Consider the following 25,945-nt stretch of genomic DNA (forward strand, 5'->3'; position numbering starts at 1 on the left):
AGGCCTTGCGGCTGCGTCCTGCGGAGCTGCCGGTTCAGTCGGCGGCATGTCCTGCAAGGACCGCCGTGTCCCGCGCGTCGGGTCCCACCGTATCCCCCGTATCCCCGGCCGGCCTTCCCCGGCCCGCCCGCAAGGCGATGCTGAGCGCCAGCAGCGGCGCCACCCAGACCATGCGGGTGCCGTAGCGGTCATGCACCGGCGCGGCCAGGGAGATCACGGCGGCATTGCCGAGCCACAGGAACAGGAACAGGGCCGCCGGCCACCATACCGCCGGCCGCCGCCTTGCGACGCCCCAGATCCCGAACCCCAGCACGCCGAGCAGTCCCGCGGCCCCCAGCGCATCGGCCAGGGCGACCGGGGCATAGGGCAACAGCCGGTTGTCGAACTGCTTGCTGCCCGTCATCAGTGGCACGACCCAGGGCAGCCCGAAGCGCGGCATATCCTCGGCCAGCATGGTCGGCCCCTCGGCGTCGAATCCGTCGCCCAGGTTGAAGGTGACCATCTGCGCCAGCGTGCGCTTCGCGGTCGCCAGCAGCCATTGCGGCCAGACCTGCCGCAGGATCAGCGGGTTGAGCTGCGCCGCCTCCGGGTAGAAATCCTTCACCTCGCCCATCTGGCGCAGCGGCGAGCTGGCGAGCCAGAGGAATTCATCGGCGCCGACATGCAGCCGGTCGAGGTAGTGGCAGCTCACCCAGGGCGCGCCCTTGGCGCAATAGGGCGCCAGCGCCGCCGGCACGTCGCTGTCCTCCAGCAGCCGGGCGAAGAGGAAGACCGGCGAGCCCAGCGAGATCGTCGGCGTCCTGTAGGCGAGGAGGTTGGAGGCCACAAGCGACCCCGCCCCGATGGCCGCGGCCAGCAGCGCCACCGCCGCCAGCCGCCCGGCCGCCGCCCGGACCGGGCGCGACGCCAGCGCCAGCACCCCCAGCACCAGCGCCAGGCCGAGCAGCAGGGGCGGATGCGTCAGGTGGATGCTGGCCGCACCGCAGAGGAAGACGATCAGCGCCACCCGTTCCAGCCAGCCGAGCCGGCGCCAGTGCAGCCCGAGCAAGGCCAGCGCCAGCACGATCAGGCCGGCGAAGAGATCGGGCATCAGCCAGCTGGTCAGCCAGGGCAGCGGCCCCACCAGCAGCAGCGCCACCGCGGCCAGGACCAGGGGCCCCTGCCAGCGCCGTGGCCAGCGCGCCTGCTCCAGCGCCAGGAACCGCAGCACCAGCCAGGCGGAGAGCACCGCCTGCGCGAAGACCGGCAGCCACAGGCTGACCAGGCCGCCGGACAGCCGCAGGAAGGCGCCATAGCCGAAGGCGCGCATATGGCTCGGCCGGAAGCGGTTCATGTTGTCGAGGTAGCTCTGGGTATCGGTGAAGACCGGCGGCGTGCCGTTCAGCAGCGCCGGCGTCAGGCAGGCCGCGGTCAGCAGGGCCATGAGGAGGAACCAGACGAGCGGCGGAAGGCCCGCCCGGGTCGGGGTGGGATGGGCATGGAGGGACGAGGACAAACAAGGGCTCCCGGATCAGCGAGGCGTTAGCCGCCCTCGCTGCCTCGGGTTCCCACGGCGCCTGCACCTTCGCGGAGACGGTTTGAAACGTGCCGGACAAGCAGCTTCAGGTGTAAGCATGCGGCATGCAGCCCATCATCGCCGTGCAACGTTTCGGTCTGGGTGCCGCCGGCGGGGAGCTGGCCCGGCTCGGCAGCGACCCACGCGCCGCGCTGCTGGCGCAGCTTGATCGGCCCCCGGCCCAGGCCCGGGATGCCGGCCTGCCGGATACCGCGACCACGGTCGGCCTGGTGATGCGGCAGCGGCGTCTGGTGCAGCAGCGCCGAGTCCAGTCGGCCGAGCCGGGCGCCGGCATGGCGCCGCCGGCGATGCCGGAGGCGGATTTCCCCTCGCCCGGCCAGGTGCTGCAGGCCGATCTCGGCCACCGGATCGAGACTGCCATCGGAACGCCGGCGCCGCTGATCGAGCGGCTGGCGCTGCATTGGCTGAATCATTTCACCGTCTCGGCGACGGCCGTGCCGCTGTACGTCGGCTATTTCGGCGCCTCCTTCGAGCAGGAGGCGGTGCGGCCGCATCTGCTCGGGCGCTTCGAGGATATGCTCCTCGCCACGGCGACCCATCCGGCGATGCTCTGCTACCTCGACAACCGGGTCTCGACCGGGCCGAATTCGCCACGCGGGCTGCGTCGCAAGGTCGGGCTGAACGAGAACCTGGGGCGCGAGATCCTGGAGCTGCATACCCTCGGGGTGGATGGCGGCTATGCCCAGGAGGACGTCATCGGCCTGGCCCGCATCCTGACCGGCTGGACCATCGACGTCGGGATCAACGACACCCCCGATGCCGAGCGGCTGCGCTTCGACCCGGCGATGCACGAGCCGGGGCCGCAGATGGTGCTCGGGCGCCGCTATCCGGATACCGGGCCGGACCAGCTCAAGGCGGTGCTGCGCGACCTGGCGCATCACCCGAGCACGGCGCGGCACGTCACCCGGCGGACGGTGCGGCATTTCCTCGGCGATGCGGCGCCGCCGGCGGTGGCGGCGGGGCTGGCCAAGGTTTTCCAGGACAGCGGCGGCGACCTGCGGGCGGTGACCCGGGCGCTGGTACAGGCGCCGGCCGCCGGCGACCTGCCGCTGGCCAAGCTGCGGCCGCCGATCGAGCTGATGCTGGCGACGGCGCGGCTGCTCGGCCGGGCACCGGCGCCGCCGCAGCCGATGGCGGCATTGCGGGCCATGGGCCAGCCCTATCGCGGCGCTGCGGCACCGGCCGGCTGGCCGGAGGCGGATGAAGCCTGGGGCGCCCCGGATGCGGTGAAGACCCGGCTGGACTGGGCGCTGGAGCTGGCGGCGCGGCAGCCGGCCGGGCTGGATGCCCGGGCGCTGCTGGACCAGGCCTTCGGCGCCGCGGCCTCGGCCGAGACCCGGCGGACGGTGGCGCGGGCCGCCGATCCGCGCCAAGCGCTGGTGCTGCTGCTGATGAGCCCGGAATACCAGAGGAGATAGGCATGACCGGTTTCGCCTCCCGCCGGGCCTTGCTGCAGGGCGCCGGCACGCTGTTCGCCTGGAGCTACCGGCCGATGCTGGCGAGTGCGGCGCGGCGCGACCCGCGGCTGCTGGTGGTGCTGCTGCGCGGCGGCCTCGATGGGCTGGCGGCGGTGCCGGCGCTGGGCGACCCGGCCTTCGACAGCGCCCGGCTGGCGCCTGAGCAGCGCGAGGCCGGGGCGACGGTGCCGCTCGACGGGCTGTTCGCGCTGAACCGCAACATGCCGGCGCTGGCGCAGCTCTACCGGGACCGGGAGGCGCTGATCGTCCATGCGGTGGCGACGCCCTATCGGCAGCGCTCGCATTTCGATGCGCAGGACATGCTGGAGAACGGCATGCCGGATCTGCTGGCCGGCAGCCGCAGCGGCTGGCTGAACCGGGCGCTGGAGGCGATGCCGCGCGGCGAGCGGCTGCCGCCGCCGAAGGGCCTTGCGATCGCGCCCACCATCCCGGTCATCATGCTCGGCGCGGCGCCGGTGGAGACTTGGCAGCGCCAGGCCTTCCGCTATGCCGACGACGATACGGTGGCGCGGCTGCTCGACCTCTATGAGGCGCGGGACGGCAGGCTGGCGGCCTCGCTGCGGGATGGGGTGCAGCTCGATACGCTGACCATGGCGGATGGCGCGGCGCCGCGGGCGGCGGCGGGGCGGCCGGATTTCTCGACCGATGCCATCGCCGCGGCGCGGATCATGGCGCGGCCGGATGGGCCGCGGATCGCCAGCATGTCCTTCACCGGCTGGGATACCCATTCGGGCCAGGGCTCGATCCAGGGCGGGCTGGCGAAGCGGCTGGCTTCGCTGGACGATGCGATCGCCGCCTTCCGCACCGGACTGGGGCCGGTCTGGGCGGACACGGTGGTGGTGGTGGTGACCGAGTTCGGCCGCACGGTGCGGCTGAACGGCAGCCGCGGCACCGACCATGGCACCGCAACGGTCGCTTTCCTTATCGGCGGCGCGGTGAAGGGCGGCCGGGTGCTGGCGGATTGGCCGGGCCTGGCGGAGCACCAGCTGCGCGAAGGGCGCGACCTGGCTCCGACCACCGACCTGCGGGCGGTGATGAAAGGCCTGCTGGCCGAGCATCTGGGGCTGGAGGACCGGGTGCTTGGCGAGCGGATCTTCCCGCAGTCGGCGGGTGTGGCGCGGGTACGGGGGTTGATCGGGTAGGACGGAAAGGCGGGGGAGAAGGTATTCTCCCCAGGCCCCTCAGCTATTTCCGGGAGCCGGCATCCGCGGGGAATCCGGGAAACGGCGCCGGGTCGACGAAGCGGCGGATGGCGTTCAGCACCAGCCGGGCGGCCGCGTTGGTGTAGCCGTCCACCGGCAGGGCGCCGATGTAATTCATGGAACCGAAGGACAGCACCGCCCCGCCCTTCGGCGCCTCGAAGAAGGTGACGTCGGCGCGCATGACGTCGTCGTGCTGGCGGGGCCAGAGGGTATGGTCGTAGCGCTCCTCGTTCACCGGGGCATAGCTCGGCTCATGGACGATGGCGGTGGCGACCACCAGTGCGTGGCGCGGGGTGCCGAGGCGGACATCGGCACGGTCCAGCTCATGCCCCGCGGCGCCGCCGCCCATGAAGCCGCGCTCGCCGAATTCGCGGCCGGGGGTGGCGTCGATCCCCTCCCGGAGGAAGGCGACGCGCGGGTCGAGGATGCCGGGGGCGAAGGTATAGGGATGGCCGGTATAGTCGCCCTGGGTGCTGAAGCCGATCCCGACGATGCTTTGCGGCGGCCGGCCGAGGCGGCGCCACAGCCCACCATAGGTGCCGTCGAAGGCATGGTAGGATTCGCCGGGCTCGGCCGCCCAGAGCCGGATGCCGCCCTCGGCGCGGCGGATCTCGAGCGCCCAGGGGCCTTCCCCATGCGGGACGACCTTCCAGTAGAAGCCGTTGCCGCCGAGGTAGACGAAGCGGCCGCCGCCCTCAATGTAGTTGGCGACGGCGTCCAGGGTCTGCACCGAGTGGTATTCGGGGTGCTGGCCGGTGAGGACCACGGCATAGGGCGCCAGGGCCGCGGCACCCTCGGCGTGGAGGTCGTGGTCGGTGACCACCTCGTAGTCGATGCCGGAGCGGTCCAGCATATCCGTGATGTAGCTGTCGGCGGTGATCCAGTAGGTGCCGGAGCCCTCGGGCGAGGGATCCATCATCTGGATGTGGTTCGTCCGCTTGTCGATCATCGGCCGGCGCATGGAAGCATAGGCGATGCCGCTGCCGTCGCTGTGCCAGTTGTAGGTGGAATGGCCGTATTCGGGATGGGCGTCCGGCGATTGCCGCAGGGCGCCCCAGGCCTCGGCGCGCTCGGCCAGTGCGGCCTGGCGGCCGGGGCGGGCGAAATTGCCGTAGATGGTGTAGCTGAAGGTCGGTGCCAGGAAGGCGACGCGGGCGCGGGCGCCGGGCCTGGTGGCGCGGATGTAGAAGGGGATGTTGTCCTTCCAGCCGGCGCCCTCGAGGTGGAGCGCATAGACGCCGCTTGGCCAATCCGCCGGGATGGTCAGGCTGAGCGAGGGTGCCCAGGCCGCATCGCCCATGTCGTCGTCGTGGAAATGAATGGCGCCCCATTGCGCCGGCGCCTCGGTCCAGCGCTGGACGGCGCCGGTCCAGCGGGAGCCAGTCATGGCCCGGGTCGGCAGGTTGACGCAGCGGCCGTGCCAGCCGCCGGGGCCGGTATCGACGACGCGGTCGCCGGTGATGCCGAGGGCGAAGTCCCAGGCGGCGAGGGTGCAGCCGGCGGGCAGGGCGGTGCCGCTGGCCTGGGCCTCCAGCAGCGCGGCGGCATCCAGGCCGGCGGCGATGCGGGGCGATTCGATCTTGCCGTTGAAATGGGCGCTGGGCTCGGGCAGCCGGGCGGCGGCAATGCTGGCGGCGCCCAGCCCGCTTGGCATGGCCGGCAAGGGCGCGGTGACGGAGGCGGCCTCGGCGCGGTCCAGCCGGGGACGGCGGGGGCGCTGGGCCAGGGTCAGCGTGCCGGCGGCCGGGTCCAGCACCAGGGCGATGTCGTGCCAGGCGCGGTCGGTCAGCGGTACCCCGGCCGAGACGAGCTGGCCGTTGACGCGGCAGAAGGCGCCGTCCGGGCCGAGGCCTAGGGCGACCGAGACGCCGTTGCCCTGCCAGGCCAGGACAACCCGAGGGGTCTCCACCAGGGTTGGCCAGATGGTGGCGACGAGGCCGATGGGACGGCCGCCAGGGGGGTGGTTGGGGCCGAGGTCGACCGCCGGCACCTCGACCCAGCTGCCGCGGCGGATCGGCTGCTCCTGGCCGGGGTGGCTGCCGTCGATGGCGGAGGGCATCGGCACCTCCCGGTAGCCGGGGCCGGCCGGGTTGGGGTCGCCGCAGTGGATGCGGGCGATTCGGGCGGCATAGCTGGCGGCGCCGGCGACGCTGACCATGAAGCGGATGGTCTCGCCGGGCTTCACGCTCCAGCGGTCGGCATAGCCCGTGATGGGAAGCATGGACGGCGGCATCCTCTCGACCGGAGGGGAAAGTGTTTCGCCCGGTCGGCAGGGTGTCAATCGACGCCTGGCGATTTGGCGGATGAGGGCCGAACGCCTATATATACGGTCTGAATCCACGGTCGCCCGCGCGCCGGGGCCATCCTGCATGGCCCGGCCGCCGGCGCGACCAAAGCGCGGGGCGCATCGCCCCAGACAAGGAAGCCGATAGGCGTGAGCGAGACCGAAAACGGCGCTGGCGGGGGGACGGGTGATACCGCCCCGGTAGGCCTCGAGGAGGAGATGCGCCGGTCCTACCTCGATTACGCGATGAGCGTGATCGTGGCCCGGGCACTGCCCGATGCGCGGGACGGGCTGAAGCCGGTGCATCGCCGGATTCTCTATGCGATGCAGGAAAGCGGCTATACCGCGGACAAGCCGCACCGCAAGTCGGCTCGCGTGGTCGGCGACGTGATGGGCAAGTACCATCCGCATGGTGATGCCAGCATCTACGATGCCATGGTGCGGATGGCGCAGTCCTTCTCCATGCGGGTGCCGTTGATCGACGGCCAGGGCAATTTCGGCAGCGTCGACGGCGATCCGCCGGCGCAGATGCGCTACACCGAGGTGCGCCTCGCCAAATCCGCGACCGCGCTGCTGGAAGGCATCGAGGAAGACACCGTCGAGTTCCAGCCGAACTACGACGAGTCGGAGAGCGAGCCCAAGGCGCTGCCGGCCGCCTTCCCCAACCTGCTGGTGAACGGCGCCAACGGCATCGCCGTCGGCATGGCGACCAATATTCCGCCGCACAATCCGACCGAGGTGATCGATGCCGCGCTGGCGCTGATCGCCGACCCGGAGACGACGCTGGCGCAGCTCATGGAGATCGTGCCCGGGCCGGATTTCCCGACCGGCGGCATCATCCTAGGGCGGGCCGGCATCCGCAGCGCCTTCGAGACCGGGCGGGGCTCCATTCCGCTGCGCGCCAAATGCGAGATCGAGGAGATGCGCGGCGGCCGCCAGGCCATCGTCGCCACCGAGATCCCCTATCAGGTCAACAAGTCGACCCTGATGGAGCGGATCGCCGAGCTGGTCCGGGCCAAGCAGATCGAGGGCATCTCCGACCTGCGCGACGAGAGCGACCGCGACGGCATGCGGATGGTGATCGAGCTGAAGCGAGATGCGACGGCGGAGGTGGTGCTGAACCAGCTCTACCGCATGACGCAGCTGCAGACCTCCTTCCCGGTCAACTTCCTCGCGCTGAACAACGGCCGGCCGCAGCAGATGGGGCTGCTGGACGCGCTGCGCGCCTTCATCGCCTTCCGCGAGGAGGTCATCCTCCGGCGCAGCCGCTTCCGCCTGGCCAAGGCGCGGGAGCGGGGGCACCTGCTGATCGGCCTCGCTATCGCGGTCGCCAATATCGACGAGATCATCAAGCTGATCCGCGCCAGCCGGGACCCGGCCGAGGCGCGCGCCGGCCTGATGGCGCGGGAATGGCCGGCGGGCGATGTCGGCGTGCTGCTGTCGCTGATCGACGATGCCGGCAATATCGTGACGCCGGAGAATACCGTCCGGCTGACCGAGGCGCAGGCCCGCGGCATCCTGGCGCTGACGCTGAACCGGCTGACCGGGCTCGAGCGGGACAAGGTGACCGCCGAGCTGGAGGAGGTGGGCGGCCGCATCCGCGAGCTGCTCGAGATCCTCGGCAGCTATCCGCGGCGCATGGAGGTGATGGCCGAGGAGCTGCGCGCCGTGCGCACGCAGATCGCCGCGCCGCGGCTGACGCAGATCGTCGACTATGCCGGCGACCTGGACGACGAGAGCTTGATCGAGCCGGGGATGATGGTCGTCACCCTGACGCGCGACGGCTACGTGAAGCGCACCCCGCTCGAGACCTTCCGCGCCCAGCATCGCGGCGGCCGTGGCCGCAGCGCCGCCGGCACCCGGCAGGACGACGTGGTGGTGCGCAGCTTCATCGCCCATACGCATCAGTGGGTGATGTTCTTCACCAGCCGCGGCATCGCCTTCCGCGAGAAGATCTGGCAGCTGCCCGAGGGCGGCGCCACCGGCAAGGGCCGCAGCCTGCGCCAGGTGCTGCAGCTGCAGGAAGCCGAGCAGGTGACCGCGGTGCTGCCGCTGCCGCAGGACGAGACCCTGTGGGAAGGGCTGCACCTGGTCTTCGGCACGCTGCAGGGCAATGTCCGGCGCAACCGGCTTTCCGACTTCCGCAATGTCCGCGCCTCCGGGCTGATCGCGATGAAGCTGGATGACGGCGACAGCCTGATCGGGGTGCAGACCTGCCGCGATGGCGACGACGTACTGCTGGCGACGCATCTGGGCCGGGCCATCCGCTTCCAGGTCACCGACGATACGCTGCGGGTGTTTGCCAGCCGCGACAGCTCCGGCGTTCGCGGCATCCGGCTCGGCAAGGGCGACCGGGTGATCGGCCTGGCGGTGCTGCGGCATGTCGATGCGACGCCGGATGAGCGGCAGGCCTATCTCAAGGCCTCCGCCCAGAAGCGCCGGGCGACCGGCGAGGATGTCGATGCGCCGATGCCCGAAGCGGTGGCCGAGGAGGGCGAGGAGGTTGCCGAGATCGCCCTGCCGCCCGAGAAATTCGAGGCGATGGAGCAGGCGGAGGAATACCTGCTGGTCGCCACCGATGGCGGCTTCGGCAAGCGGACCTCGGCCTATGAATACCGGGTCACCGGCCGGGGCGGGCAGGGGATCACCGGCATCACCCTGACGAAGCGGACGGGCCGCGCGGTGGTCGCCACCTTCCCCGTGCGGCCCGGGGATGGTGTGATGCTCATCACCGACAACGGGCGCCTGATCCGGCTGCCGGCCGACCAGGTGCGGGTCACCGGGCGGCAGGCCATGGGGGTGACCCTGCTGCGGTTGGATGAGGGGGAAACCGTGACCAGTTGCTTCCCGGTCGTGGATGATCAGCCGGATGACCAGGGCGCCGCCGAGGCCGGGGACGCATCATGACGGAGCGCGTGGGCCTCTACCCCGGCACCTTCGACCCGGTGACCAATGGCCATATGGATGTCATCGGCCGGGCTGCCCGGTTGCTGGACCGCCTGGTGATCGGCGTCGCCATCAATACCGGCAAGGGGCCGCTGTTCCCGCTGGAGGAGCGCGTCGAGCTGGTGCGGGCCGAATGCGGCCCGGTCGCGGAACGGACCGGGGCGATCATCGAGGTGGTGCCATTCGAGGGACTGCTGATCGGCTTCGCCCAGCAGGTCGGAGCCGGGATGATCGTGCGCGGCCTGCGCGCCGTGTCCGACTTCGACTACGAATTCCAGATGGCCGGCATGAACCGCCGGCTGGACCAGGCGATTGAAACCGTCTTCCTGATGGCGAGCGAGACGAACCAGTTCATCTCCTCGCGCTTCGTGAAGGAAATCGCCCGGCTCGGGGGTGACGTGAGCACCTTCGTGCCGAAATTGACGCTGGAGCGGACCCTGGCCCGGGTGCGCAACCCGGCAACGGATTAAGCCACGAATTCTCGGGAGAGATCTGATGCGCCGACGCGACCTTGCCGGGCTTGCCGCCCTGGCGGCGACCAGCAGCCTTGCCACGCCCGCCCTGGCCCAGGGTGCCGAGGAGCGGCTGGTGCTGGAATTGAAGGACGGCAACGTCACCATCCAGTTCCTGCCCGACGTGGCGCCGAAGCATGTCGAGCGGATCAAGCTGCTGGTCCGCCGCGGCTTCTACGACGGGACGCCCTTCCACCGGGTGATGGAGGGCTTCATGGCCCAGGGCGGCGACCCGACCGGCACCGGCACCGGCGGCGCCCGCGACCTGCCCGACCTGCCTGCCGAGTTCACCAACAAGTACCGCTTCATCCGCGGCACTTGCGGCATGGCCCGCAGCCAGAATCCGAACAGCGCGAATAGCCAGTTCTTCATCATGTTCGCGCCGGCGCCGAGCCTCGACAACCAGTACACCATCTGGGGCAAGGTCATCGCCGGCATGGATGCCGTGGACAAGATCAAGCGCGGCGTGCCCGGCAGCGGCACCGTGAGCGGTCCGGACAAGCTGATCCGCGCCCGCATCGTCAACGCCTGACCATACCAACCAACAGGAGATCGCCATGAGCGACGAAGCCGGCACCCCGCCGACCGAGATCCCGACCGAGATTCCCCCGGCCGATGCCCCCGCGGCAATGGCCAATGAGGCCAAGGCAGCCGATCCGGCGGCGGAGAATACGCTGATCCTGGAGCTGAAGGACGGCAAGGTCACCATCCAGCTCCAGCCGGAGCTGGCGCCGCTGCATGTCGAGCGGATCAAGACCCTGGTCCGCGCCGGCTTCTACGACGGCACGGTCTTCCACCGCGTGATCGAGGGCTTCATGGCCCAGGGCGGCGACCCGACCGGCACCGGCATGGGCGGCGCCCGCGACATCGGCCATGCCGACCTGCCGGCCGAATTCTCGCCGCCGAACAAGGCCCGCTTCGTGCGCGGGACCTGCGGCATGGCGCGGTCGGGCAACCCGAACAGCGGCAATAGCCAGTTCTTCATCATGTTCGCGCCGGCCAGCAGCCTGGATGGCCAGTACACCATCTGGGGCAAGGTCACCTCCGGCATGGAAGCCGTGGACAAGATCAAGCGCGGCGGCGGCGGCAACGGCATGGTCCAGGGCCCCGACAAGCTGATCAAGGCGACCATCGCGGCGGATGCCGCTGCGGCCTGAGGCTTGTGACCGCCAAGGCTTGACACGGGCGGGCGTCCCAGGCTTTTGGGGCGCCCGCGTCGGTTTGTCCTCCGGGGCACAGTGAGCCGGTAGCTCAGCCGGTAGAGCACGGGACTTTTAATCTCGTGGCCGTGGGTTCGAGTCCCACCCGGCTCACCAGCCTGGCCCGACGGGTCCGCAGGCGCTGGTCGCCATTGCAATCCCATGATGATATCCGGCCGAAGCCCTGTGCGGAGGCGATGAGCATGACCCAGCCCTTTCAGGTGCGGCGCTGATGCGCGTCAGCCTGCCGATGTACAACCTGCCCGAGATGCGGGCGGAGAATGCCGTCTTCTGGCGGGCGCTGCGGGAGGAACTGGCGCGGCGCGGGATCACCGGCCTGCCGGATACGCCGGATTTCACCCGGCCGCCGGTGCCCGGGGCGATCGAGCCGGATACGCTCTTCACCCAGGTCTGCGGCTGGCCCCTGCAGACGATCTATGCCGGGCAGGCGCGGCTGCTGGGGGTGCCGGCCTATGCGGTGCCCGGTTGCGACGGGCCAAGCCATGCGGGGGTCTTCGTCGTCCACCGCGATTCGGGCTTCCGGCGCCTGGAGGATCTGCGGGGCTCCGATTTCGCCTTCAACAGTCTCCATTCGAATTCGGGGATGAACCTGCCGCGCCGTGCCCTGGCGGAGCTGGGGGGCGGGAGGCCCTTCTTCGGCTCGGTCGCCGAGACGCATGGCCAGCCGGGCAATATCGAGCGGGTGGCCAGGGGCGAGGTGGATGCGACCTGCGTCGATTGCGTGACCTATGCCTTCTTCCGCCGCCACCGGCCACGGCTCGGCGCGCTGACCCGGGTGCTGGCGCTGACGCCCGCAAGTCCGGCCATTCCCTTCGTCACCGCCGCGGCGACGCCGGAGCCGCTGGTGGCGCTGTTGCAGGAGGCATTGTTCGCGGTGGCACGGGCGCCGGAATGGGCCGCGGCGCGGGCCGGGCTGCTGCTGGCGGATATCCTGCCGCCGGAGCCGGCCCGCTATGCGGTGCAGCAGGCCTATGTCGCCGAGGCGGTGGCGCTGGGCTACCCGGTGCTGGCCTAGGTCGCGGCGATGCCCTCCGGCCGGTAGACCAGCAGGTCGATCTCGACCAGCGCATCCCGGGCGAGGCCGGTGGTGCCAATGCAGGTGCGGGCCGGCAGCCGGCCGGGCGGCCAATAGGCCGCGTAGGTGGCATTCATCGCGGCATAGTCGCGCTGGAATTCGGTCAGGTAGACCCGGGCCATGGCGACCATCGAGAGGTCGCAGCCGATGCCCGCCAGGACCAGCGTCAGGTTCTCCATCACCGCCCGGGTCTGCGCCTCGATGCCCTCGGGCAGCGGCCGCGCGTTGTCCTGCGGGTCGGTCGGCATCTGGCCGGTGATGAAGCCCCAGGGACCGACCGAGACCGCGTGGCTGAAGGGTGCGACCCGGTCCGGGCCCCGGTCGAGGGTGTGGAAGAACATCGGCGGGGGCAGGGACATGGCGGGGACCCAGGGGCAGGGGGTTGGATAGGGCGGCAGTCCGCGATCGGTAGGCGGCGCCGGCCCGCTGGGGCAAGCTGCGGCCGAACTGATGGAGGGGCATCATGCGCACCGGCGTCTTCTACTTCCCGACCGACTACGGCATCGACCCGGCGGAACTGGCCAGGGCGCTGGAGGACCGGGGCTTCGATTCGCTGTTCCTCTGCGAGCATACCCATATCCCGACCAGCCGGCGCTCGCCCTTCCCCGGCGGCGGCGAGTTGCCGAAGCGCTACGTGCATACCCATGACCCCTTCGTGGCGCTGTCCTTCGCCGCGGCGGCGACGAAGACGCTGCTGCTCGGCACCGGCGTCTGCCTGGTGCCGCAGCGGGACCCGATCATCACCGCCAAGACCGTCGCCAGCCTGGACCGGCTCTCCGGCGGGCGCTTCATCTTCGGCGTCGGCGGCGGCTGGAACGTCGAGGAGATGGAGAACCACGGGGCGCGCTACCCCACCCGCTTCAAGCTGATGCGGGAGCGGATCCTGGCGATGAAGGCGCTCTGGACCGAGGAGGCGGCGAGCTTCCACGGCGAGTTCGTCAACTTCGACCCGGTCTGGTGCTACCCGAAGCCGCACCGCCAGCCGCATCCGCCGATCCTGCTGGGCGGCGAGACGGATTACACCCTGAAGCGGGTGGTCGAGTTCTGCGACGGCTGGTTCCCCCGCGCCGGGGCGGGCTTCGACCCGGCGGTGGCGCTGGGCCGGTTGCGGGCGATGGCCGAGGCGGCGGGGCGGGACATGGCCGGCTTCGACGTCACCGTGTTCCGGGCGCCGCCGGATGCCGCGGCGCTGGCCGGCTACCGGGAGGCGGGGATTACCCGGGCGCTGCTGGAGGTGCCGGACCTCGACCGCGACGGCATCCTGCGGCGGCTGGATGAGCTGGCGCCCCTGGCGGCCTGACGCGGCGCCAGGGAACCGGGCGGCGGCGGCGGCATTGCGCAGGGGCACGTGCCGAGGATGCCGCATTGCCACCGCTCGATCCGGAGGAACTCCAGGCGATTCGCCAGGCGCTGGGCCTCGACCGCGCCGCCAGGCCCTATCGCAACCACTACGTGGCGCCGGCGGATGACCCGCTGGCGGCGCGGCTGGTGCAGCGGGGGCTGCTGCGGCCGGGGCGGGCGACATCGGCGGGGCTGATGCTGTTCGAGGTGACGGTGCCCGGGGCGCGGCTGGCGGGGACCAGCCTGGCGGAGCTGGAGCCGCCCCGCTGACCTGGGCTCGAAGCCGCATTGACCGCGCGACGCGAACATGCGGCACTCCCCCGGCCTAAGTACGGAGGAAATCCCATGTTTCTCGAACAGCGCATGTATACCGCGCATCCCGGCAAGCTGCCCGGCTGGCTGAAGGCCTATGCCGAGATCGGCGGCCCGGCTTCCTCCCGCACGCTGACGCCGCTGATCGGCATGTTCACGGTCGAGTTCGGCCAGATCAACCGGGTGCTGTTTGTCCGCGGCTTCGACGACATCGACGAGCGCGAGGCGGGGATGGGCCGGCGCGATGCCGACCCGGAGTGGCAGCGCTTCCTGGCCGAGACGCGGCCGCTGAACGCGCTGATGATGCAGGAAGCCAAGCTCATCAAGACCGTGCCCTTCTCGCCGCTGCAGAAGGTCGGCCAGCCCTTCGAGCGCAAGCTCGAGGGCACCGGCATGTTCGTCGACCACCGCACCTACGACTTCCATCCGGGCAAGGCGAATGCCTGGATCGATGCCTATGAGAAGCTGGGCAAGCCGGTGCAGGACCGGATGCTGGGGCAGCTGCTGTGGTTCGGCGTGACGGAATGCGGGCCGATCAACCAGGCGGTCTTCGCCTGGGCCTATAGCTCCATGGCCGACCGCGACCGCCGCCGCACAGCGATGATGGCCGACCCGGGCTGGGCCGAGTTCCAGAAGGCGACGGGTGCGCTGGGCGCGCTGAAGCAGCAGACCACGATGCTGCTGAAGCCGACCGCCAATTCGCCGATCCGGTAGGACGCCATGTCCTTCAAAGGGCTTCTCCTCGGCGCCGCGGTGGCGCTCGGCCTTGCCTCCGGCGTGCCGGCGCAGGCCGGGCAGACCTTCGATGCCATCAAGGCGCGCGGGACGCTGATCTGCGGCGTGAATGTCGGCGTCGCCGGCTTCTCCCTGCCGGATAGCCAGGGCACCTGGCGCGGCATGGATGCCGATCTCTGCCGCGGCCTCGCCGCGGCGATGTTCGGCGACCCGGCCAAGGTCCGCTTCGTCCCGCTGACCGCGGTGCAGCGCTTCACCGCGCTGCAATCGGGCGAGATCGACGTGCTGATCCGCCAGACCACCCTGACCATGTCGCGCGACACCTCGCTCGGCCTGCGGATGGTCACGGTGAACCTCTACGACGGCCACGGCTTCATGGTCCGCAAGGATGCCGGGGTCACCGAGCCGAAGGGGATGGATGGCATGACCATCTGCCTCTCGCCCGGGACGACGAACGAGCTGGTGACCGCCGACTGGTTCCGCAGCAACAACCTGCGCTTCACCCCGCTGCTGCAGGAGCGGATGCAGGACAACGCGACCTCCCTGCAGGCAGGGCGGTGCGACGCCATCGGCACGGATGCGACCCAGCTGGCGGCGCTGCGCAGCCAGTTCCAGCAGCCGGGCAATTTCGTCATCCTGCCGGAGCGCTTCAGCAAGGAGCCCTATGGCCCGGTGGTCCGCCGCGACGACCAGGAATGGTTCGACGTGGTGCGCTGGACCGTCTCGGCGCTGATCCAGGCCGAGGAGCTGGGGGTCAACAGCACCAACCTCGAGGCGATGAAGGCCAGCCCCAACCCGGATATCCGCCGGCTGGTCGGCACCGATCCCTTGCTGGGCAATGCGCTGAAGCTGGACCCGGCCTGGGCGCTGAACGTCATCAAGGCCATCGGGAATTACGGGGAGCTGTTCGAGCGGCACCTCGGCCCGAAGACCGCGATCGGGTTGGACCGGGGTCTGAACCGGCTCTGGACCGAGGGCGGGCTGATGTACTCCTGGCCGATGCGGTAGGATTGGATGCGCGGCGCCGCGCCTAGTTTGCGCCCCGGTCGGGGCGTGGCGCAGTCTGGTAGCGCATCTGCTTTGGGAGCAGAGGGTCGGAGGTTCGAATCCTCTCGCCCCGATACCTTGAACTGGGACATCCGCATGCCGCAGCTTGCCCGAATCTTCGTCGTGCCCCGCAGCGCCATGCAATCCGGCCGGGGACGCTCCCAGGGCTGGACCCTGGCCTTCGAGCCGGGCGAGCGCCAGCGGCTGGACCCGCTGATGGGCTGGGCCGGCTCGGGCGATACCAATGCCCAGGTCAGCCTGCATTTCAACACCAGGGAAGACGCCATCGCCTATGCCGAGGCGCATGGCCTGGCCTATGAGGTCGAGGAGCCGAAGCCGGTCCGGATCAAGGCCAAGGTCTATGCCGACAACTTCCGCTTCGGCCGGACCGACAACTGGACCCATTGATTGAGCTTGCGCCCGTAGCTCAGCTGGATAGAGCACGCGCCTTCTAAGCGCGATGCCGCAGGTTCGAACCCTGCCGGGCGCGCCACCCGCCTTCAGCGCGGGGGCAGGTCCACCGTCCAGCCGGCGCTGAAGCGCCCGCCGGGCGGGACCGAGAGCATGCCGGGCTTGTCGGCGATGTCGCCCTCCCAGCCCTCGGGGCTGTGGAAGCCGCACCAGGGCTCGATGCAGAGAAAGCCGGCGCCGGGCCTGGACCAGAGCCCGAGCACGTCGAAGCCATGGAAGCCGAAGCGGAGCCCGGGCGTCCCCGGCGGGCCATAGTCCAGGCGGCGGCTGGCGATCCGGTCGAGGATCAGCGCATCGGCGGCGAAAAGATCATCCGTGAGGTCGAGCCGGCGGTCCTGGACCGGGCTGGGCTCGGACCGGGCCCGCAGCAGGCCCTGGGCGAGGCGCCGGACTGGGGCGGGCTCGGGGACCTCGAACTCGATGGCATGCGGGGCGCCGTTGCTGCCGGGCAGGGGCCAGCGGAAGGCCGGATGGGCGCCGAGCGAGGCGGGCAGCGCGGTCCCGGCCGGATTGGTCAGGTGATAGTCCACGGCGAGGCGGCTGTCCTCGAGGCGGTAGTGGATCTCCAGCGCGAAGCGGAAGGGATAGACTTCCCGCGTGGCGGCGTCGTCTTCCAGCCGGAAGGCGCAGTGGTTTCCCGCCTCGGCGATCAGGGTGAAGTCGCGGTCGCGGGCGAAGCCATGCTGGCGCAGGGGATAGGTCCGGCCGGCGTGGCGATAGGCGTCGCCGGCGAGCTTGCCGACGATGGGAAACAGCACCGGCGAATGGCGCGGCCAGGCCGGGCCGGCATCCCAGAGGTAATCTCGGCCGGATGCGTCGCGCAGCAGGCTCAGCTCCGCCCCGGCAGGGTCGATCTCCGCGGTCAGCGCCGGGCTGGCGATGCGGATGCGGGCCATGCTCAGACCGGCTCCAGCGGGCGGTGGGGCGGGGGCGGCAGCGTGACGGCGATCGCATCGCCGGGGCGCACCGGGCCACCGGCCAGGACCACGGCCATGACCCCGGCCTTCCGCACCAGCCGGCCGGCGGCGTCGCGGTCCAGCACCTGGGCCAGCAGGCCGGGCTGCCAGCGCTCGATTTGGCTGCAGGGGTTGCGCAGGCCGGTGACCTCGACGATGGCCTCGGCGCCAAGCCGCAGGCGGGTCCCGGTGGGCAGGGCGAGCAGGTCCAGGCCGCGGGTGGTGACGTTCTCGCCCAGCTCGCCCGGGGTGACCGGGAAGCCGGCGGCGGCCACGGCCTCGAAAAGCTCCGACTGGAGGAGATGGACCTGGCGCAGGTTCGGCTGGCTGGGGTCGCGGGCGACGCGGGAGCGGTGCTTCACCGTGACCCCGGCATGGGCGTCGCCCTCGACGCCGAGACCCTCCAGCAGGGTGATGCGGTCCGCCAGGGGCTTGGCGAAGCGATGCCTGCCATCCAATGCCACGGCTACGACCTGTCCCATCATGCCCCCCTGATCACCGTGCGGATGGCGAAGCTCGACTGGATGCGGGCGACCCCGGGCATCCGCGACAGCGCCTCCTTGTGGATCCGCTCATAATCTGCCGCGTCGCGGGCTTCCACCCGCAGCAGGTAATCGGCGATGCCGGTCATCAGGTAGCATTCCCGCACCTCGGGACAGCCCCGCACGGCGGCCTCGAAACGCTTCAGGTGCTCGTCGGTCTGCCGTTCCAGGGTGATCTGGACGATGACCACGGTGCCGTCGCGGGGGGAGGGGTCCTCGACCAGGGCGGTATAGCCGCGGATCACCCCGCGATGCTCCAACAGCCGCAACCGGCGCAGGCAGGCCGAGGCGGAGAGCCCGATCGCCTCCGCCAGGGCGGCATTGCTCATCCGCCCGTCGGTGCGGAGCAGGCGGATCATCAGGCGGTCGGTATCGTCCAGGGACTGCATCGAATTATCTGCGAAATTCACGCAGATCATGCGGCAGAAGCGGTGGCTTGCGCAGCCCCTGCGGCTGTCTGGCGTGAAATTCGCAGAGCTTGCCCCATACCCTGACCGATACCCGACATGATGGAGATGGCGATGCGCGTGGTGATCCTGGGCAGTGGCGTGGTCGGGGTGACCAGCGCCTGGTACCTCGCGCGGGCCGGGCATGAGGTGACGGTGTTGGATCGCCAGCCGGCCGCCGGGCTCGAGACCAGCTTCGCCAATGCGGGCCAGGTCTCGCCGGGCTATTCCGCCCCCTGGGCGGGCCCTGGCATTCCGGTGAAGGCGCTGAAGTGGCTGATGATGCGGCACCGGCCATTGGTCTTCTGGCCGCAGGCCAATGGCGGCCTCTATCCCTGGCTCGCCCGGATGCTGGCGAATTGCACCGAGGAGGCCTATGCGACCAACAAGGCGCGGATGGTGCGGCTGGCGGAATACAGCCGGGATTGCCTGCGCGACCTGCGGGACGAGACCGGGATCGCCTATGACCAGCGCACCCAGGGCACCCTGCAGCTGTTCCGCACGCAGAAGCAGCTCGACGCCGTGGGCGGGGATACCGCGGTGCTGGATGCCTTCAAGGTCCCCTATGAGCTGCTGGATCCGGCCGGCTGCGTCGGGGCCGAGCCGGCCCTGGCACTGGTGGCGGGCAAGTATGTCGGCGGGTTGCGCCTGCCGGGCGACGAGACCGGGGATGCCCATGTCTTCACCCAGCGGCTGGCGGCCCTGGCCGCCGAGGCCGGGGTGGTCTTCCGCCATGGCGTGACGATCCAGCGGCTGGAGACCGAGGGCGACCGGATCAGCGGCGTGGTGACCGACCAGGGGAAGGTGACGGCGGATGGCTATGTCGTCGCCATGGGCAGCTATTCGACCGCCCTGCTGCGGCCGCTGGGCGTCGCCGTGCCGGTCTATCCGGTGAAGGGCTACTCGCTGACCCTGCCGATCACCGATGAATCCGCAGCGCCGGTGTCCACCGTGATGGATGAGACCTTCAAGGTGGCGATCACGCGGCTCGGCGACCGCATCCGGGTGGGCGGCACGGCGGAGCTGGCCGGCTTCTCGCTGAAGCTGCGGAAGCCTCGCCGGGAGACCCTGGCCCATTCGGTGGGCGATCTGTTCCCGAAGGGCGGGGATATCGCGCAGGCCAGCTTCTGGACCGGTCTGCGGCCGATGACGCCGGATGGCACGCCGGTGGTCGGCCCGACCCGCTACCGCAACCTCCACCTCAATACCGGCCATGGTACCCTGGGCTGGACCATGGCCTGCGGCAGCGGACGGTTGCTGGCGGACCTCGTCACCGGCCTGAAGCCGGATATAGACAGCCATGACCTATCCCTGACTCGGTATTCAGTCTCGCAATGAATCGCTGAGTCGAGCAGTTTACCCCATTGATAAGAAAGGTTTTTTATGGATTACCGGACGCTCGGCCGAAGCGGAATGAAGGTGAGCCGGTTCTGTCTCGGCACCATGATGTTCGGCGGCCCGACCGACGCCGCGACCAGCACTCGCCTGATCGTCAAGGCCATGGATTCAGGCATCAATTTCATCGACACCGCGGATGGCTACAACGCCGGCCGCTCGGAGGAGGTCACCGGTGCGGCAATCGCCGCCAATCGCCATGCCTGGATCCTGGCCACCAAAATAGCGAACCGAGTCGGAAAGGGGCCGAACGAGGGTGGCCTGTCCCGCAAATGGGTGGTGCAGGGGACGGAAGCCTGCCTGACGCGCCTGGGCACCGACTTCATCGACATCCTGTACCTGCACAAGGAGGATCATGGGACGCCGCTGGAGACGACGGTACGCGCCCTGGCGGACCTGGTCAGGGCCGGGAAGATCCGGCATTTCGGCGTTTCCAACTACCGCTCATGGCGGATCGCCGAGATCTGCCGCCTCTGCGACACGGAGGGCATCGACCGGCCTATCGTCTCCCAGCCCTATTACAACGCCATGAACCGCCAGCCCGAGGTCGAGCAGATCCCGGCAGCGATCCACTATGGCCTGGTGTCGTGCCCTATAGCCCGCTGGCGCGCGGCGTGCTGACCGCCAAGTACCGCCCGGGCGAAGCACCCGAGGCAGGCAGCCGTGCGGCGCGGCAGGACAAGCGCATGCTGGAAACCGAGCTGCGACCCGAGTCGATCGAGATCGCTCAAACCATCCGCACGCATGCCGAGTCGGTGGGGACGACCGCGGCACATTTCGCCATTGGTTGGGTGCTGAACAACACGCTCATCACCGGGACCATCGTCGGCCCGCGGACCGAGGCGCATCTGGACGATTATCTGGCGGCGCTGGCCTATCGCTTCACCGCGGCGGACGAGGCGCTGGTGGACCGGCTGGTCTCGCCCGGGCATCCCTCGACGCCGGGCTACAACGACCCGCAATACGCGATCGAGGGGCGGGTGGCGGCGCGCTAGCTCCCGGAGCTAGCTCTCGACCAGGGCGACGTCGAGGAGCCGTTCCAGCACTTCCGGCTCCTGCGCCCCGGCGATGGCGCTGCGGCCGGCGATGACGAAGCAGGGCACGCCGTTGATGCCCAGGCGATGGGCGCGGAGGTTGTCGGCGTGGACCGCCTCCACCTCCGCCACGGTGGCGAGGAAGCGGCGGGCGAGGGCGCCGTCCAGCCCCTGGTGATTGACGATGGCGGCCAGCACGTGGTGGTCGCCGATATCGGCGCCCTCGGTGAAATAGGCCTCGAAGATCGCCTCCACCATCGGGTCGGCGGCGCCGAAGCGCCCGGCCCAGCGGACCAGCCGATGCGCATCCAGCGAATGCGGCACCCGGCGGATGCGGTCGAAGCGGAAGTCGATGCCCTCCGCCCGGCCCAGCTCGGCGATGGTGCCGTGCAGGCGGCGGGCACGGTCCTCACCGCCGAATTTGCGCACGAGGTAGTCCTGCCGCGGCACGCCCTGCGGGGCCAGGTCCGGGTTCAGCAGAAAGGGCCGCCAGAGCAGCTCGGCCGCGACATCCGGGCGTGCCCGCAGGGTCCGGCGCAGCCGGCGGATGCCGAGGAAGCACCAGGGGCAGACGAGGTCGAAGACGACCTCGATCGGCAGGCGGGCGCGGGGCGGGGAGAGCAGGTTCACCAGCGCACCATAGGCCAAGCCGCGGGCTTTGGGCGATGCCGCACAGCAAAAACCGGCTCGATCACGGATCCGGCGGCAGCGCGCTCATCACCCCGTCGCCGCCGGCCTTCCGGGCCGCGTCGCGCAGCATCCGGGCCTGGGCCAGCAGCTCCGGCCCGGTCTCGCCGGCGCCGCTGCTCAGCACCAGGCCGATGCTGCAGGTCAGCGGCAGGGCACCGACCGGGGTCGGGATGGGGCTGCGGCGGACCGCCCGGGCCAGCCGTTCCGCGGCATTCAGCGCCTGGGCGGGGAAGATCTCGGCTAGGCAGATGCCGAAGCCGCTATCGACGCGGCCCACAAGGTCCTGGATCCGCACCTTCTCATGCATCCGGTCGGCGACGCCCAGCAGCACCGCATTCCGCACCACCAGGCCATGATGGACCTCCAGCGCCTCGAGCCCGTCGATCTCGAGGCAGAGCATGCCGACCCGGGGGCCATTGGTCTCCGTCATGCCCAGCACCGCCTCGAGGAAACGCAGCAGGGCCGGTTCGGTGACGGCACCGGTCAGTGGATCCCGATGCTGGTCGGACTCCCGACCCTCGGAGGAATCGCTCATCGCGGGCATGGCATGGTCTGGGGAATCCTCGTGGCACGATCAGCGTCGTGCTGCCTATCTTCTGCATTGCGATTGCCGCCTGATTAACCCATTCGGGCTTGTGAACCGGGCCAGGTGCCACGCGGCCCCTTGTCTCCCGCCGCCCGAACCTGTCTCCTGCCGGCCCCCGCGCCGCAGGAGCCGCCATGTCCGCCTTCGAAGCCATCACTCGCGTCCAGGGCGAACTCGCCGCGATCCGCCAGGATCTGCACGCGCATCCCGAGCTCGGGATGGAGGAACACCGCACGGCGGAGATCGTTGCGCGGAAGCTGGAGGAATGGGGCATCGAGGTGCATCGCGGGGTCGGCGGCACCGGGGTGGTCGGCGTGCTGCGCTCCGGCAACGGGGAGCAGGCGATCGGCCTGCGCGCCGACATGGATGCGCTGCCGATGGAGGAGGCCAACGACCTGCCCTACCGGAGCACCGCCGGCGGCCGGATGCATGCCTGCGGCCATGACGGCCATACCACCATGCTGCTGGGCGCGGCGCGCTACCTGGCGGAAACCCGGGCCTTCAACGGCACGGTGAATTTCATCTTCCAGCCGGGCGAGGAAGGCTGCGGCGGGGCCCTAGCCATGCTGAAGGACGGGCTGTTCGAGCGCTTCCCCTGCAACCAGATCTTCGCCATGCACAACCGGCCGGGCCTGCCGGTCGGGCAATACGCCATCCGGAGCGGGCCGACCGCGGCCGGCGGCGCCTTCTTCGACATCACCGTGGAAGGGAAGGGCTCGCATGGGGCGCGGCCGGAGGCGGGGATCGACCCCGTGCTGGCGGCCTGCCACATCACCGCGGCGCTGCAGAGCATCGTCTCCCGCACCGTCTCGCCGATGGATACGGCGGTGGTGAGCGTAACCAAGATCTCGGGCGGCGATGCCTACAACATCATCCCGCAATTCGCGACGATCTCGGGCACCGCGCGATTCTTCTCGGACAAGGCGCGGGTGCAGATCGAGACCGGCCTGCAGCGGGTGGCCGAGGGGGTCGCGGCCGGCTTCGGCGCCACCGCCCGCCTGGACTTCCGGCTGATCTTCGCCCCCACCGTCAATGCGCCGGAGCAGACCGAACGCTTCGCCGCGGCGGCGGCCGAGCTGGTCGGCGAGGACAAGGTCACGCGGACCAACCAGCCGGGCATGGGCTCGGAGGATTTCAGCTTCATGATGCAGCAGGTGCCCGGCGCCTATCTGCATGTGGGCAATGGCGACAGCGCCTCGGTCCACAACCAGCATTACAACTTCAACGACGAGGCGATCCCCTATGGGGCGGCGCTGCTGGCGCGGGTGGTCGAGCGGGAACTGCCGCGCGGCCAGGTGGGGTAAGGGCGCCTGCTGGCGGATGGGGTGGGATTCGAACCCACGGTGGGCTTGCACCCACGCCGGTTTTCAAGACCGGTGCCTTAAACCGCTCGGCCACCCATCCCTGGGGCCGGTCCTACCACGCGTGCGGCAGGGCTGGAACCGCCCTGCCGCGCCACGGCGGACCGGGCCCAACGGGCTTGTGATCACGCCGCTGTCACAGCCGGCGGAATAGACCTAAGACTGAATCCTCCGCTAACATTGGGTCACCGGACCTGACCGAATTGGCGGTTGATGGGGAAGGATGCCATGACCCGAACCGCTGCCTTTGCCTTTTCTCTCGGCCTGCTCGCGGCCGGCCCCGCGCTGGCGCAGGACCTGCCGGCGCCCGATCGGCGCGCCGCGGTCAGCATCGTCTCCGAGAACGATACCTATGGTCGCAATACGGACCGCTTCTATACCAACGGCGCCCGCTTCTCCTACAGCTCGGCGGAAGACCAGCTGCCGGGGCCCATGGCCTCGCTCGACCGGGCGCTGGCGGAGCTGTTCGGCCCGGCCCGCAGCCGTTGGGGCTTCGCGCTCGGCCAGAACATGTACACGCCGATCAACAAGCGCCTGCGCGACCCGGATCCGCGCGACCGGCCCTATGCCGGGCTACTGTACGGGGAGGTCTCGCTCGACCGGCGGACGCAGACCACGCTCGATCGCTTCAGCTTCACCTTCGGCGTGGTCGGGCCGACCTCGCTCGCCCGGCAGACCCAGGACATCGTCCATTCGCTGATCGGCGACCGGCAGGCCCGGGGCTGGAACTACCAGATCCATGACGAGCCTGTCTTCAACCTGACCTATGACCGGACCTGGCGGGAACAGCTGCTGGCGTTGCCGGCCGGGCTGGCGGTGGATGCGCTGCCGACCCTGACCCTGTCGGCGGGCACCATCCAGACCTATGCCGGGCTCGGCGCCCGCGTCCGGATTGGCCAGGGATTGGACCGTGACTTCGGCGCGCCGCGCATCCGCCCGACCATCGCCGATAGCCCAGCGCCGGTGGGCGAGGGCTTCGGCTGGTACCTGTTCGCCGGGGCGGGCGGCCGTGCGGTGGCGCGGGACATCACCCTGGATGGCAATACCTACCGCGACAGCCGCTCGGTCGATCACCGGCCCTTCGTCGGCGACCTGGAACTCGGCGGGGCGGTCTTCTGGCACAATGTGCGGCTGGCCTATACCCAGGACTTCCGCAGCAAGGAGTATGTCGGCCAGAAGAAGGAATTCATCTTCGGGGCGCTGTCGCTCTCGATTTCCTTCTGACCTCGCCGCAGTTCTGAAAAGGCCGGGGAGGCGATGCCTCCCCGGCCTTTTCCGTGCCTACTCGCCGGCGAGGCGGGCGGCCATCAGCGGTGCACCGAGCCGCATCAGCGCATTCACATCCCCCGAACGCTCGAGGCCGATGACCGCATCGGCCAGCTGGATCGCCCGGTCGCGGCCGAGCACCGCATCCACCAGGCCGTGGAATTTGGCGCGCAGCTCAGCCTCGGTCAGGAAGTTCTCCGGCTCGCCCTTGGCGATGCGGATCATGCGGACATGATCCTGGCCGCGGGCACGGACGGTGAGCTTGCCGGACATGTACTCGGGGAACAGGGCCTGGACCTCCGGGTCCTCCACGCAGTTCACCTTGGGCAGGATGGAGCGGACCACCGGATCGGTCAGGTGGGCATAGCTGTCCCAGCCCATGTGGCCATGCACTAGGCCGCAGGCGACGACGAAGGGCCCGCTGAACTGGCCATCGACGACATTCTGCGGGTTCTGCTTGTAGGCCAGCGGGGCGCCGACCAGCAGCATGCCCTTGTTCGGCAGCCCCATGGTCACGGACTCGATCTCCTCCGGCTTCAGGTCCAGCTCGGCGCGCAGCGCGATGGCGGCATCGACCGAGGCATGGCCGTAGCGGCAGGAGGGATAGGGCTTCACCGCGGTGTTCATCAGCTCGAACTGATGGCCGAGGCCCTGCAGGGCGCGCTCGGGCGTCGGGTTCGGCGCATAGGCGCGGAGGAAACCCGCCTTGCCTTCGAAGGCCTCGGCGGCGCCACGGAAGCCTTCGCGCGCCAGGGTGGCGGCGGCGAGGCCATTCATCGCGCTCCAGCCGACCTGGAAGCGCTTGGTCCAGGCACCATTGGCGAGGAACTGCAGGCTGCCGGCGGCCTGGGACAGGGCGATGCCGAAGGCGTCCTGCGTGCCCTTGGCATCCAGGCCGAAGACCCGGGCGGCGGCGGCGGCGGCACCGAAGGCGCCGCAGGTGGCGGTCGGGTGGTAGCCGCGGTCGTAGTGGTCGCCGCCGGGCAGGGCCAGCGCGAGGCGGCAGGTCACCTCGTAGCCAGCGACGATGGCCGAGAGCACGGTGCGGCCATCGGCGCCAACCATCTCGGCGGCGGCCAGCGCGGCGGGAATGACCGGGGCGCCCGGGTGCAGGGTGCCGGCGGCATGGGTGTCGTCGAAGTCCAGGCTATGGGCCAGGGCGCCATTCAGCAACGCAGCACCGGCCGGGGTATAGCGGGCGCTGTCGCCCAGCACGGCAGAGCCGCCGGCGGCGAGACCCAGCGCGCGGACCATGGCAAGCAGGGCCGGGGTGCTTTCCGCATCGTGGCGGCCGCGGACGATGTTGCCGACCAGGTCGAGCACTAGGTAGCGGGTGCGCTCCTGCACCTCGGGCGGCAGGGTCGCGAAATCGAGCGAGGCGCAATAGGCGGCGATGGTTTCGGTGACGGCGGCCATGGCGTTTCCCCAAGGTAAGTCGACTGTTCAAGTCGGGCGATCCTAAGCATCCTG

26 protein-coding genes and 4 tRNA genes are annotated in these 25,945 nt (G+C 70.2%); 20 read left to right on the forward strand and 10 right to left on the reverse strand.

The window, feature by feature from the left end:
- Positions 1-34: 34 nt before the first annotated feature.
- On the reverse strand, positions 35-1,495 hold the full coding sequence (locus tag AC0IW9_RS21860; RefSeq protein WP_471650421.1) for a hypothetical protein: 1,461 nt from the start codon (positions 1,493-1,495) through the stop codon (positions 35-37).
- Between the two features lie 125 nt (positions 1,496-1,620).
- Between AC0IW9_RS21860 and AC0IW9_RS21865 the strand changes: the two genes are divergently transcribed.
- Positions 1,621-2,994, forward strand: coding sequence for a DUF1800 domain-containing protein (locus AC0IW9_RS21865; protein ID WP_471650422.1), 1,374 nt, complete (start codon positions 1,621-1,623; stop codon positions 2,992-2,994).
- Between the two features lie 2 nt (positions 2,995-2,996).
- Positions 2,997-4,196 (forward strand): DUF1501 domain-containing protein, encoded by a 1,200-nt coding sequence (locus tag AC0IW9_RS21870; RefSeq protein WP_471650423.1) that lies wholly within the window; start codon positions 2,997-2,999, stop codon positions 4,194-4,196.
- Between the two features lie 43 nt (positions 4,197-4,239).
- On the opposite strand, the gene AC0IW9_RS21875 is transcribed toward AC0IW9_RS21870, so the two are convergent.
- On the reverse strand, positions 4,240-6,477 hold the full coding sequence (locus tag AC0IW9_RS21875) for a N,N-dimethylformamidase beta subunit family domain-containing protein (RefSeq protein ID WP_471650424.1): 2,238 nt from the start codon (positions 6,475-6,477) through the stop codon (positions 4,240-4,242).
- A gap of 213 nt (positions 6,478-6,690) precedes the next feature.
- On the opposite strand from AC0IW9_RS21875, the gene gyrA reads away from it, so the two are divergent.
- The 6 genes from gyrA to AC0IW9_RS21905 all read left to right on the forward strand — a co-directional run bounded on the left by gyrA (position 6,691) and on the right by AC0IW9_RS21905 (position 12,233).
- The gene (gene gyrA / locus AC0IW9_RS21880; protein WP_471650425.1) at positions 6,691-9,447 is read left to right on the forward strand and encodes a DNA gyrase subunit A; all 2,757 of its coding nucleotides are present in this window, start codon (positions 6,691-6,693) and stop codon (positions 9,445-9,447) included.
- On the forward strand, positions 9,444-9,956 hold the full coding sequence (coaD, locus tag AC0IW9_RS21885; protein WP_471650426.1) for a pantetheine-phosphate adenylyltransferase: 513 nt from the start codon (positions 9,444-9,446) through the stop codon (positions 9,954-9,956). Before gyrA ends, coaD begins: the two co-directional genes overlap by 4 nt.
- Positions 9,957-9,981: 25 nt before the next feature.
- On the forward strand, positions 9,982-10,530 hold the full coding sequence (locus tag AC0IW9_RS21890) for a peptidylprolyl isomerase (protein ID WP_471650427.1): 549 nt from the start codon (positions 9,982-9,984) through the stop codon (positions 10,528-10,530).
- Positions 10,531-10,627: 97 nt separating this feature from the next.
- On the forward strand, positions 10,628-11,155 hold the full coding sequence (locus AC0IW9_RS21895) for a peptidylprolyl isomerase (protein ID WP_471650455.1): 528 nt from the start codon (positions 10,628-10,630) through the stop codon (positions 11,153-11,155).
- Between the two features lie 83 nt (positions 11,156-11,238).
- Positions 11,239-11,314 (forward strand) — tRNA-Lys (locus AC0IW9_RS21900).
- A gap of 115 nt (positions 11,315-11,429) precedes the next feature.
- Entirely contained in the window at positions 11,430-12,233 is an 804-nt protein-coding gene (locus AC0IW9_RS21905) for a phosphate/phosphite/phosphonate ABC transporter substrate-binding protein (RefSeq protein ID WP_471650428.1), read from the forward strand.
- On the opposite strand, the gene AC0IW9_RS21910 is transcribed toward AC0IW9_RS21905, so the two are convergent.
- On the reverse strand, positions 12,230-12,652 hold the full coding sequence (locus tag AC0IW9_RS21910) for a RidA family protein (RefSeq protein ID WP_471650429.1): 423 nt from the start codon (positions 12,650-12,652) through the stop codon (positions 12,230-12,232). The genes AC0IW9_RS21905 and AC0IW9_RS21910 overlap by 4 nt on opposite strands.
- 104 nt (positions 12,653-12,756) lie before the next feature.
- On the opposite strand from AC0IW9_RS21910, the gene AC0IW9_RS21915 reads away from it, so the two are divergent.
- The 7 genes from AC0IW9_RS21915 (at position 12,757) to AC0IW9_RS21945 (ending at position 16,221) form a co-directional block, all read left to right on the forward strand.
- The gene (locus AC0IW9_RS21915; RefSeq protein WP_471650430.1) at positions 12,757-13,593 is read left to right on the forward strand and encodes an LLM class F420-dependent oxidoreductase; all 837 of its coding nucleotides are present in this window, start codon (positions 12,757-12,759) and stop codon (positions 13,591-13,593) included.
- A gap of 65 nt (positions 13,594-13,658) precedes the next feature.
- Complete coding sequence (locus AC0IW9_RS21920) at positions 13,659-13,904, forward strand: hypothetical protein (RefSeq protein WP_471650431.1); 246 nt, start codon at positions 13,659-13,661, stop codon at positions 13,902-13,904.
- A gap of 75 nt (positions 13,905-13,979) precedes the next feature.
- Complete coding sequence (locus AC0IW9_RS21925) at positions 13,980-14,660, forward strand: NIPSNAP family protein (RefSeq protein ID WP_471650432.1); 681 nt, start codon at positions 13,980-13,982, stop codon at positions 14,658-14,660.
- 6 nt (positions 14,661-14,666) lie between these two features.
- Entirely contained in the window at positions 14,667-15,689 is a 1,023-nt protein-coding gene (locus tag AC0IW9_RS21930; protein WP_471650433.1) for an amino acid ABC transporter substrate-binding protein, read from the forward strand.
- Between the two features lie 39 nt (positions 15,690-15,728).
- Positions 15,729-15,802: transfer RNA gene (locus AC0IW9_RS21935), tRNA-Pro, on the forward strand.
- A gap of 22 nt (positions 15,803-15,824) precedes the next feature.
- Positions 15,825-16,136: an ETC complex I subunit gene (locus AC0IW9_RS21940; RefSeq protein ID WP_471650434.1), complete on the forward strand. Its 312-nt coding sequence runs from the start codon at positions 15,825-15,827 to the stop codon at positions 16,134-16,136.
- 8 nt (positions 16,137-16,144) lie between these two features.
- Positions 16,145-16,221, forward strand: a tRNA-Arg gene (locus AC0IW9_RS21945).
- A 7-nt stretch (positions 16,222-16,228) separates the two neighbouring features.
- Here AC0IW9_RS21945 and AC0IW9_RS21950 read toward each other — a convergent pair.
- Genes AC0IW9_RS21950 through AC0IW9_RS21960 form a run of 3 tightly spaced genes read right to left on the reverse strand, consistent with a single transcriptional unit; the run spans position 16,229 to position 18,086 of the window.
- Positions 16,229-17,095, reverse strand: a complete 867-nt coding sequence (locus AC0IW9_RS21950) for an aldose 1-epimerase family protein (RefSeq protein WP_471650435.1) — start codon at positions 17,093-17,095, stop codon at positions 16,229-16,231.
- A gap of 2 nt (positions 17,096-17,097) precedes the next feature.
- A complete protein-coding gene (locus AC0IW9_RS21955; protein WP_471650436.1) occupies positions 17,098-17,640 on the reverse strand; it encodes an MOSC domain-containing protein in 543 nt (180 codons plus the stop codon).
- A complete protein-coding gene (locus AC0IW9_RS21960) occupies positions 17,637-18,086 on the reverse strand; it encodes an Lrp/AsnC family transcriptional regulator (protein WP_471650437.1) in 450 nt (149 codons plus the stop codon). The genes AC0IW9_RS21955 and AC0IW9_RS21960 overlap by 4 nt, the downstream gene beginning before the upstream one ends.
- A gap of 132 nt (positions 18,087-18,218) precedes the next feature.
- Here AC0IW9_RS21960 and AC0IW9_RS21965 point away from each other — a divergent pair, with 132 nt between their 5' ends.
- From AC0IW9_RS21965 to AC0IW9_RS21975, 3 genes are read left to right on the forward strand one after another with little or no spacing between them, the layout of a single operon-like run.
- Positions 18,219-19,481 (forward strand): D-amino acid dehydrogenase, encoded by a 1,263-nt coding sequence (locus AC0IW9_RS21965; protein ID WP_471650438.1) that lies wholly within the window; start codon positions 18,219-18,221, stop codon positions 19,479-19,481.
- 45 nt (positions 19,482-19,526) lie between these two features.
- Positions 19,527-20,159 carry an aldo/keto reductase gene (locus AC0IW9_RS21970; RefSeq protein ID WP_471650439.1) on the forward strand — a complete coding sequence of 211 codons (633 nt, stop codon included), beginning with the start codon at positions 19,527-19,529 and terminating at the stop codon, positions 20,157-20,159.
- Complete coding sequence (locus AC0IW9_RS21975) at positions 20,126-20,533, forward strand: aldo/keto reductase (protein ID WP_471650440.1); 408 nt, start codon at positions 20,126-20,128, stop codon at positions 20,531-20,533. The genes AC0IW9_RS21970 and AC0IW9_RS21975 overlap by 34 nt, the downstream gene beginning before the upstream one ends.
- 9 nt (positions 20,534-20,542) lie before the next feature.
- Here AC0IW9_RS21975 and AC0IW9_RS21980 read toward each other — a convergent pair whose 3' ends face one another.
- On the reverse strand, positions 20,543-21,202 hold the full coding sequence (locus AC0IW9_RS21980) for a DsbA family oxidoreductase (RefSeq protein WP_471650441.1): 660 nt from the start codon (positions 21,200-21,202) through the stop codon (positions 20,543-20,545).
- A 61-nt stretch (positions 21,203-21,263) separates the two neighbouring features.
- Positions 21,264-21,806 (reverse strand): GGDEF domain-containing protein, encoded by a 543-nt coding sequence (locus tag AC0IW9_RS21985; protein ID WP_471650442.1) that lies wholly within the window; start codon positions 21,804-21,806, stop codon positions 21,264-21,266.
- A 176-nt stretch (positions 21,807-21,982) separates the two neighbouring features.
- Here AC0IW9_RS21985 and AC0IW9_RS21990 point away from each other — a divergent pair, with 176 nt between their 5' ends.
- Positions 21,983-23,152 carry a M20 aminoacylase family protein gene (locus AC0IW9_RS21990; protein WP_471650443.1) on the forward strand — a complete coding sequence of 390 codons (1,170 nt, stop codon included), beginning with the start codon at positions 21,983-21,985 and terminating at the stop codon, positions 23,150-23,152.
- 10 nt (positions 23,153-23,162) lie between these two features.
- On the opposite strand, the gene AC0IW9_RS21995 is transcribed toward AC0IW9_RS21990, so the two are convergent.
- Positions 23,163-23,252, reverse strand: a tRNA-Ser gene (locus AC0IW9_RS21995).
- 185 nt (positions 23,253-23,437) lie between these two features.
- Between AC0IW9_RS21995 and AC0IW9_RS22000 the strand changes: the two genes are divergently transcribed.
- The gene (locus AC0IW9_RS22000) at positions 23,438-24,433 is read left to right on the forward strand and encodes a lipid A deacylase LpxR family protein (RefSeq protein ID WP_471650444.1); all 996 of its coding nucleotides are present in this window, start codon (positions 23,438-23,440) and stop codon (positions 24,431-24,433) included.
- 57 nt (positions 24,434-24,490) lie between these two features.
- Here AC0IW9_RS22000 and AC0IW9_RS22005 read toward each other — a convergent pair whose 3' ends face one another.
- The gene (locus AC0IW9_RS22005) at positions 24,491-25,891 is read right to left on the reverse strand and encodes an MmgE/PrpD family protein (protein WP_471650445.1); all 1,401 of its coding nucleotides are present in this window, start codon (positions 25,889-25,891) and stop codon (positions 24,491-24,493) included.
- Positions 25,892-25,945 lie beyond the last annotated feature (54 nt).

This window comes from Belnapia sp. AC561, assembly GCF_979252845.1.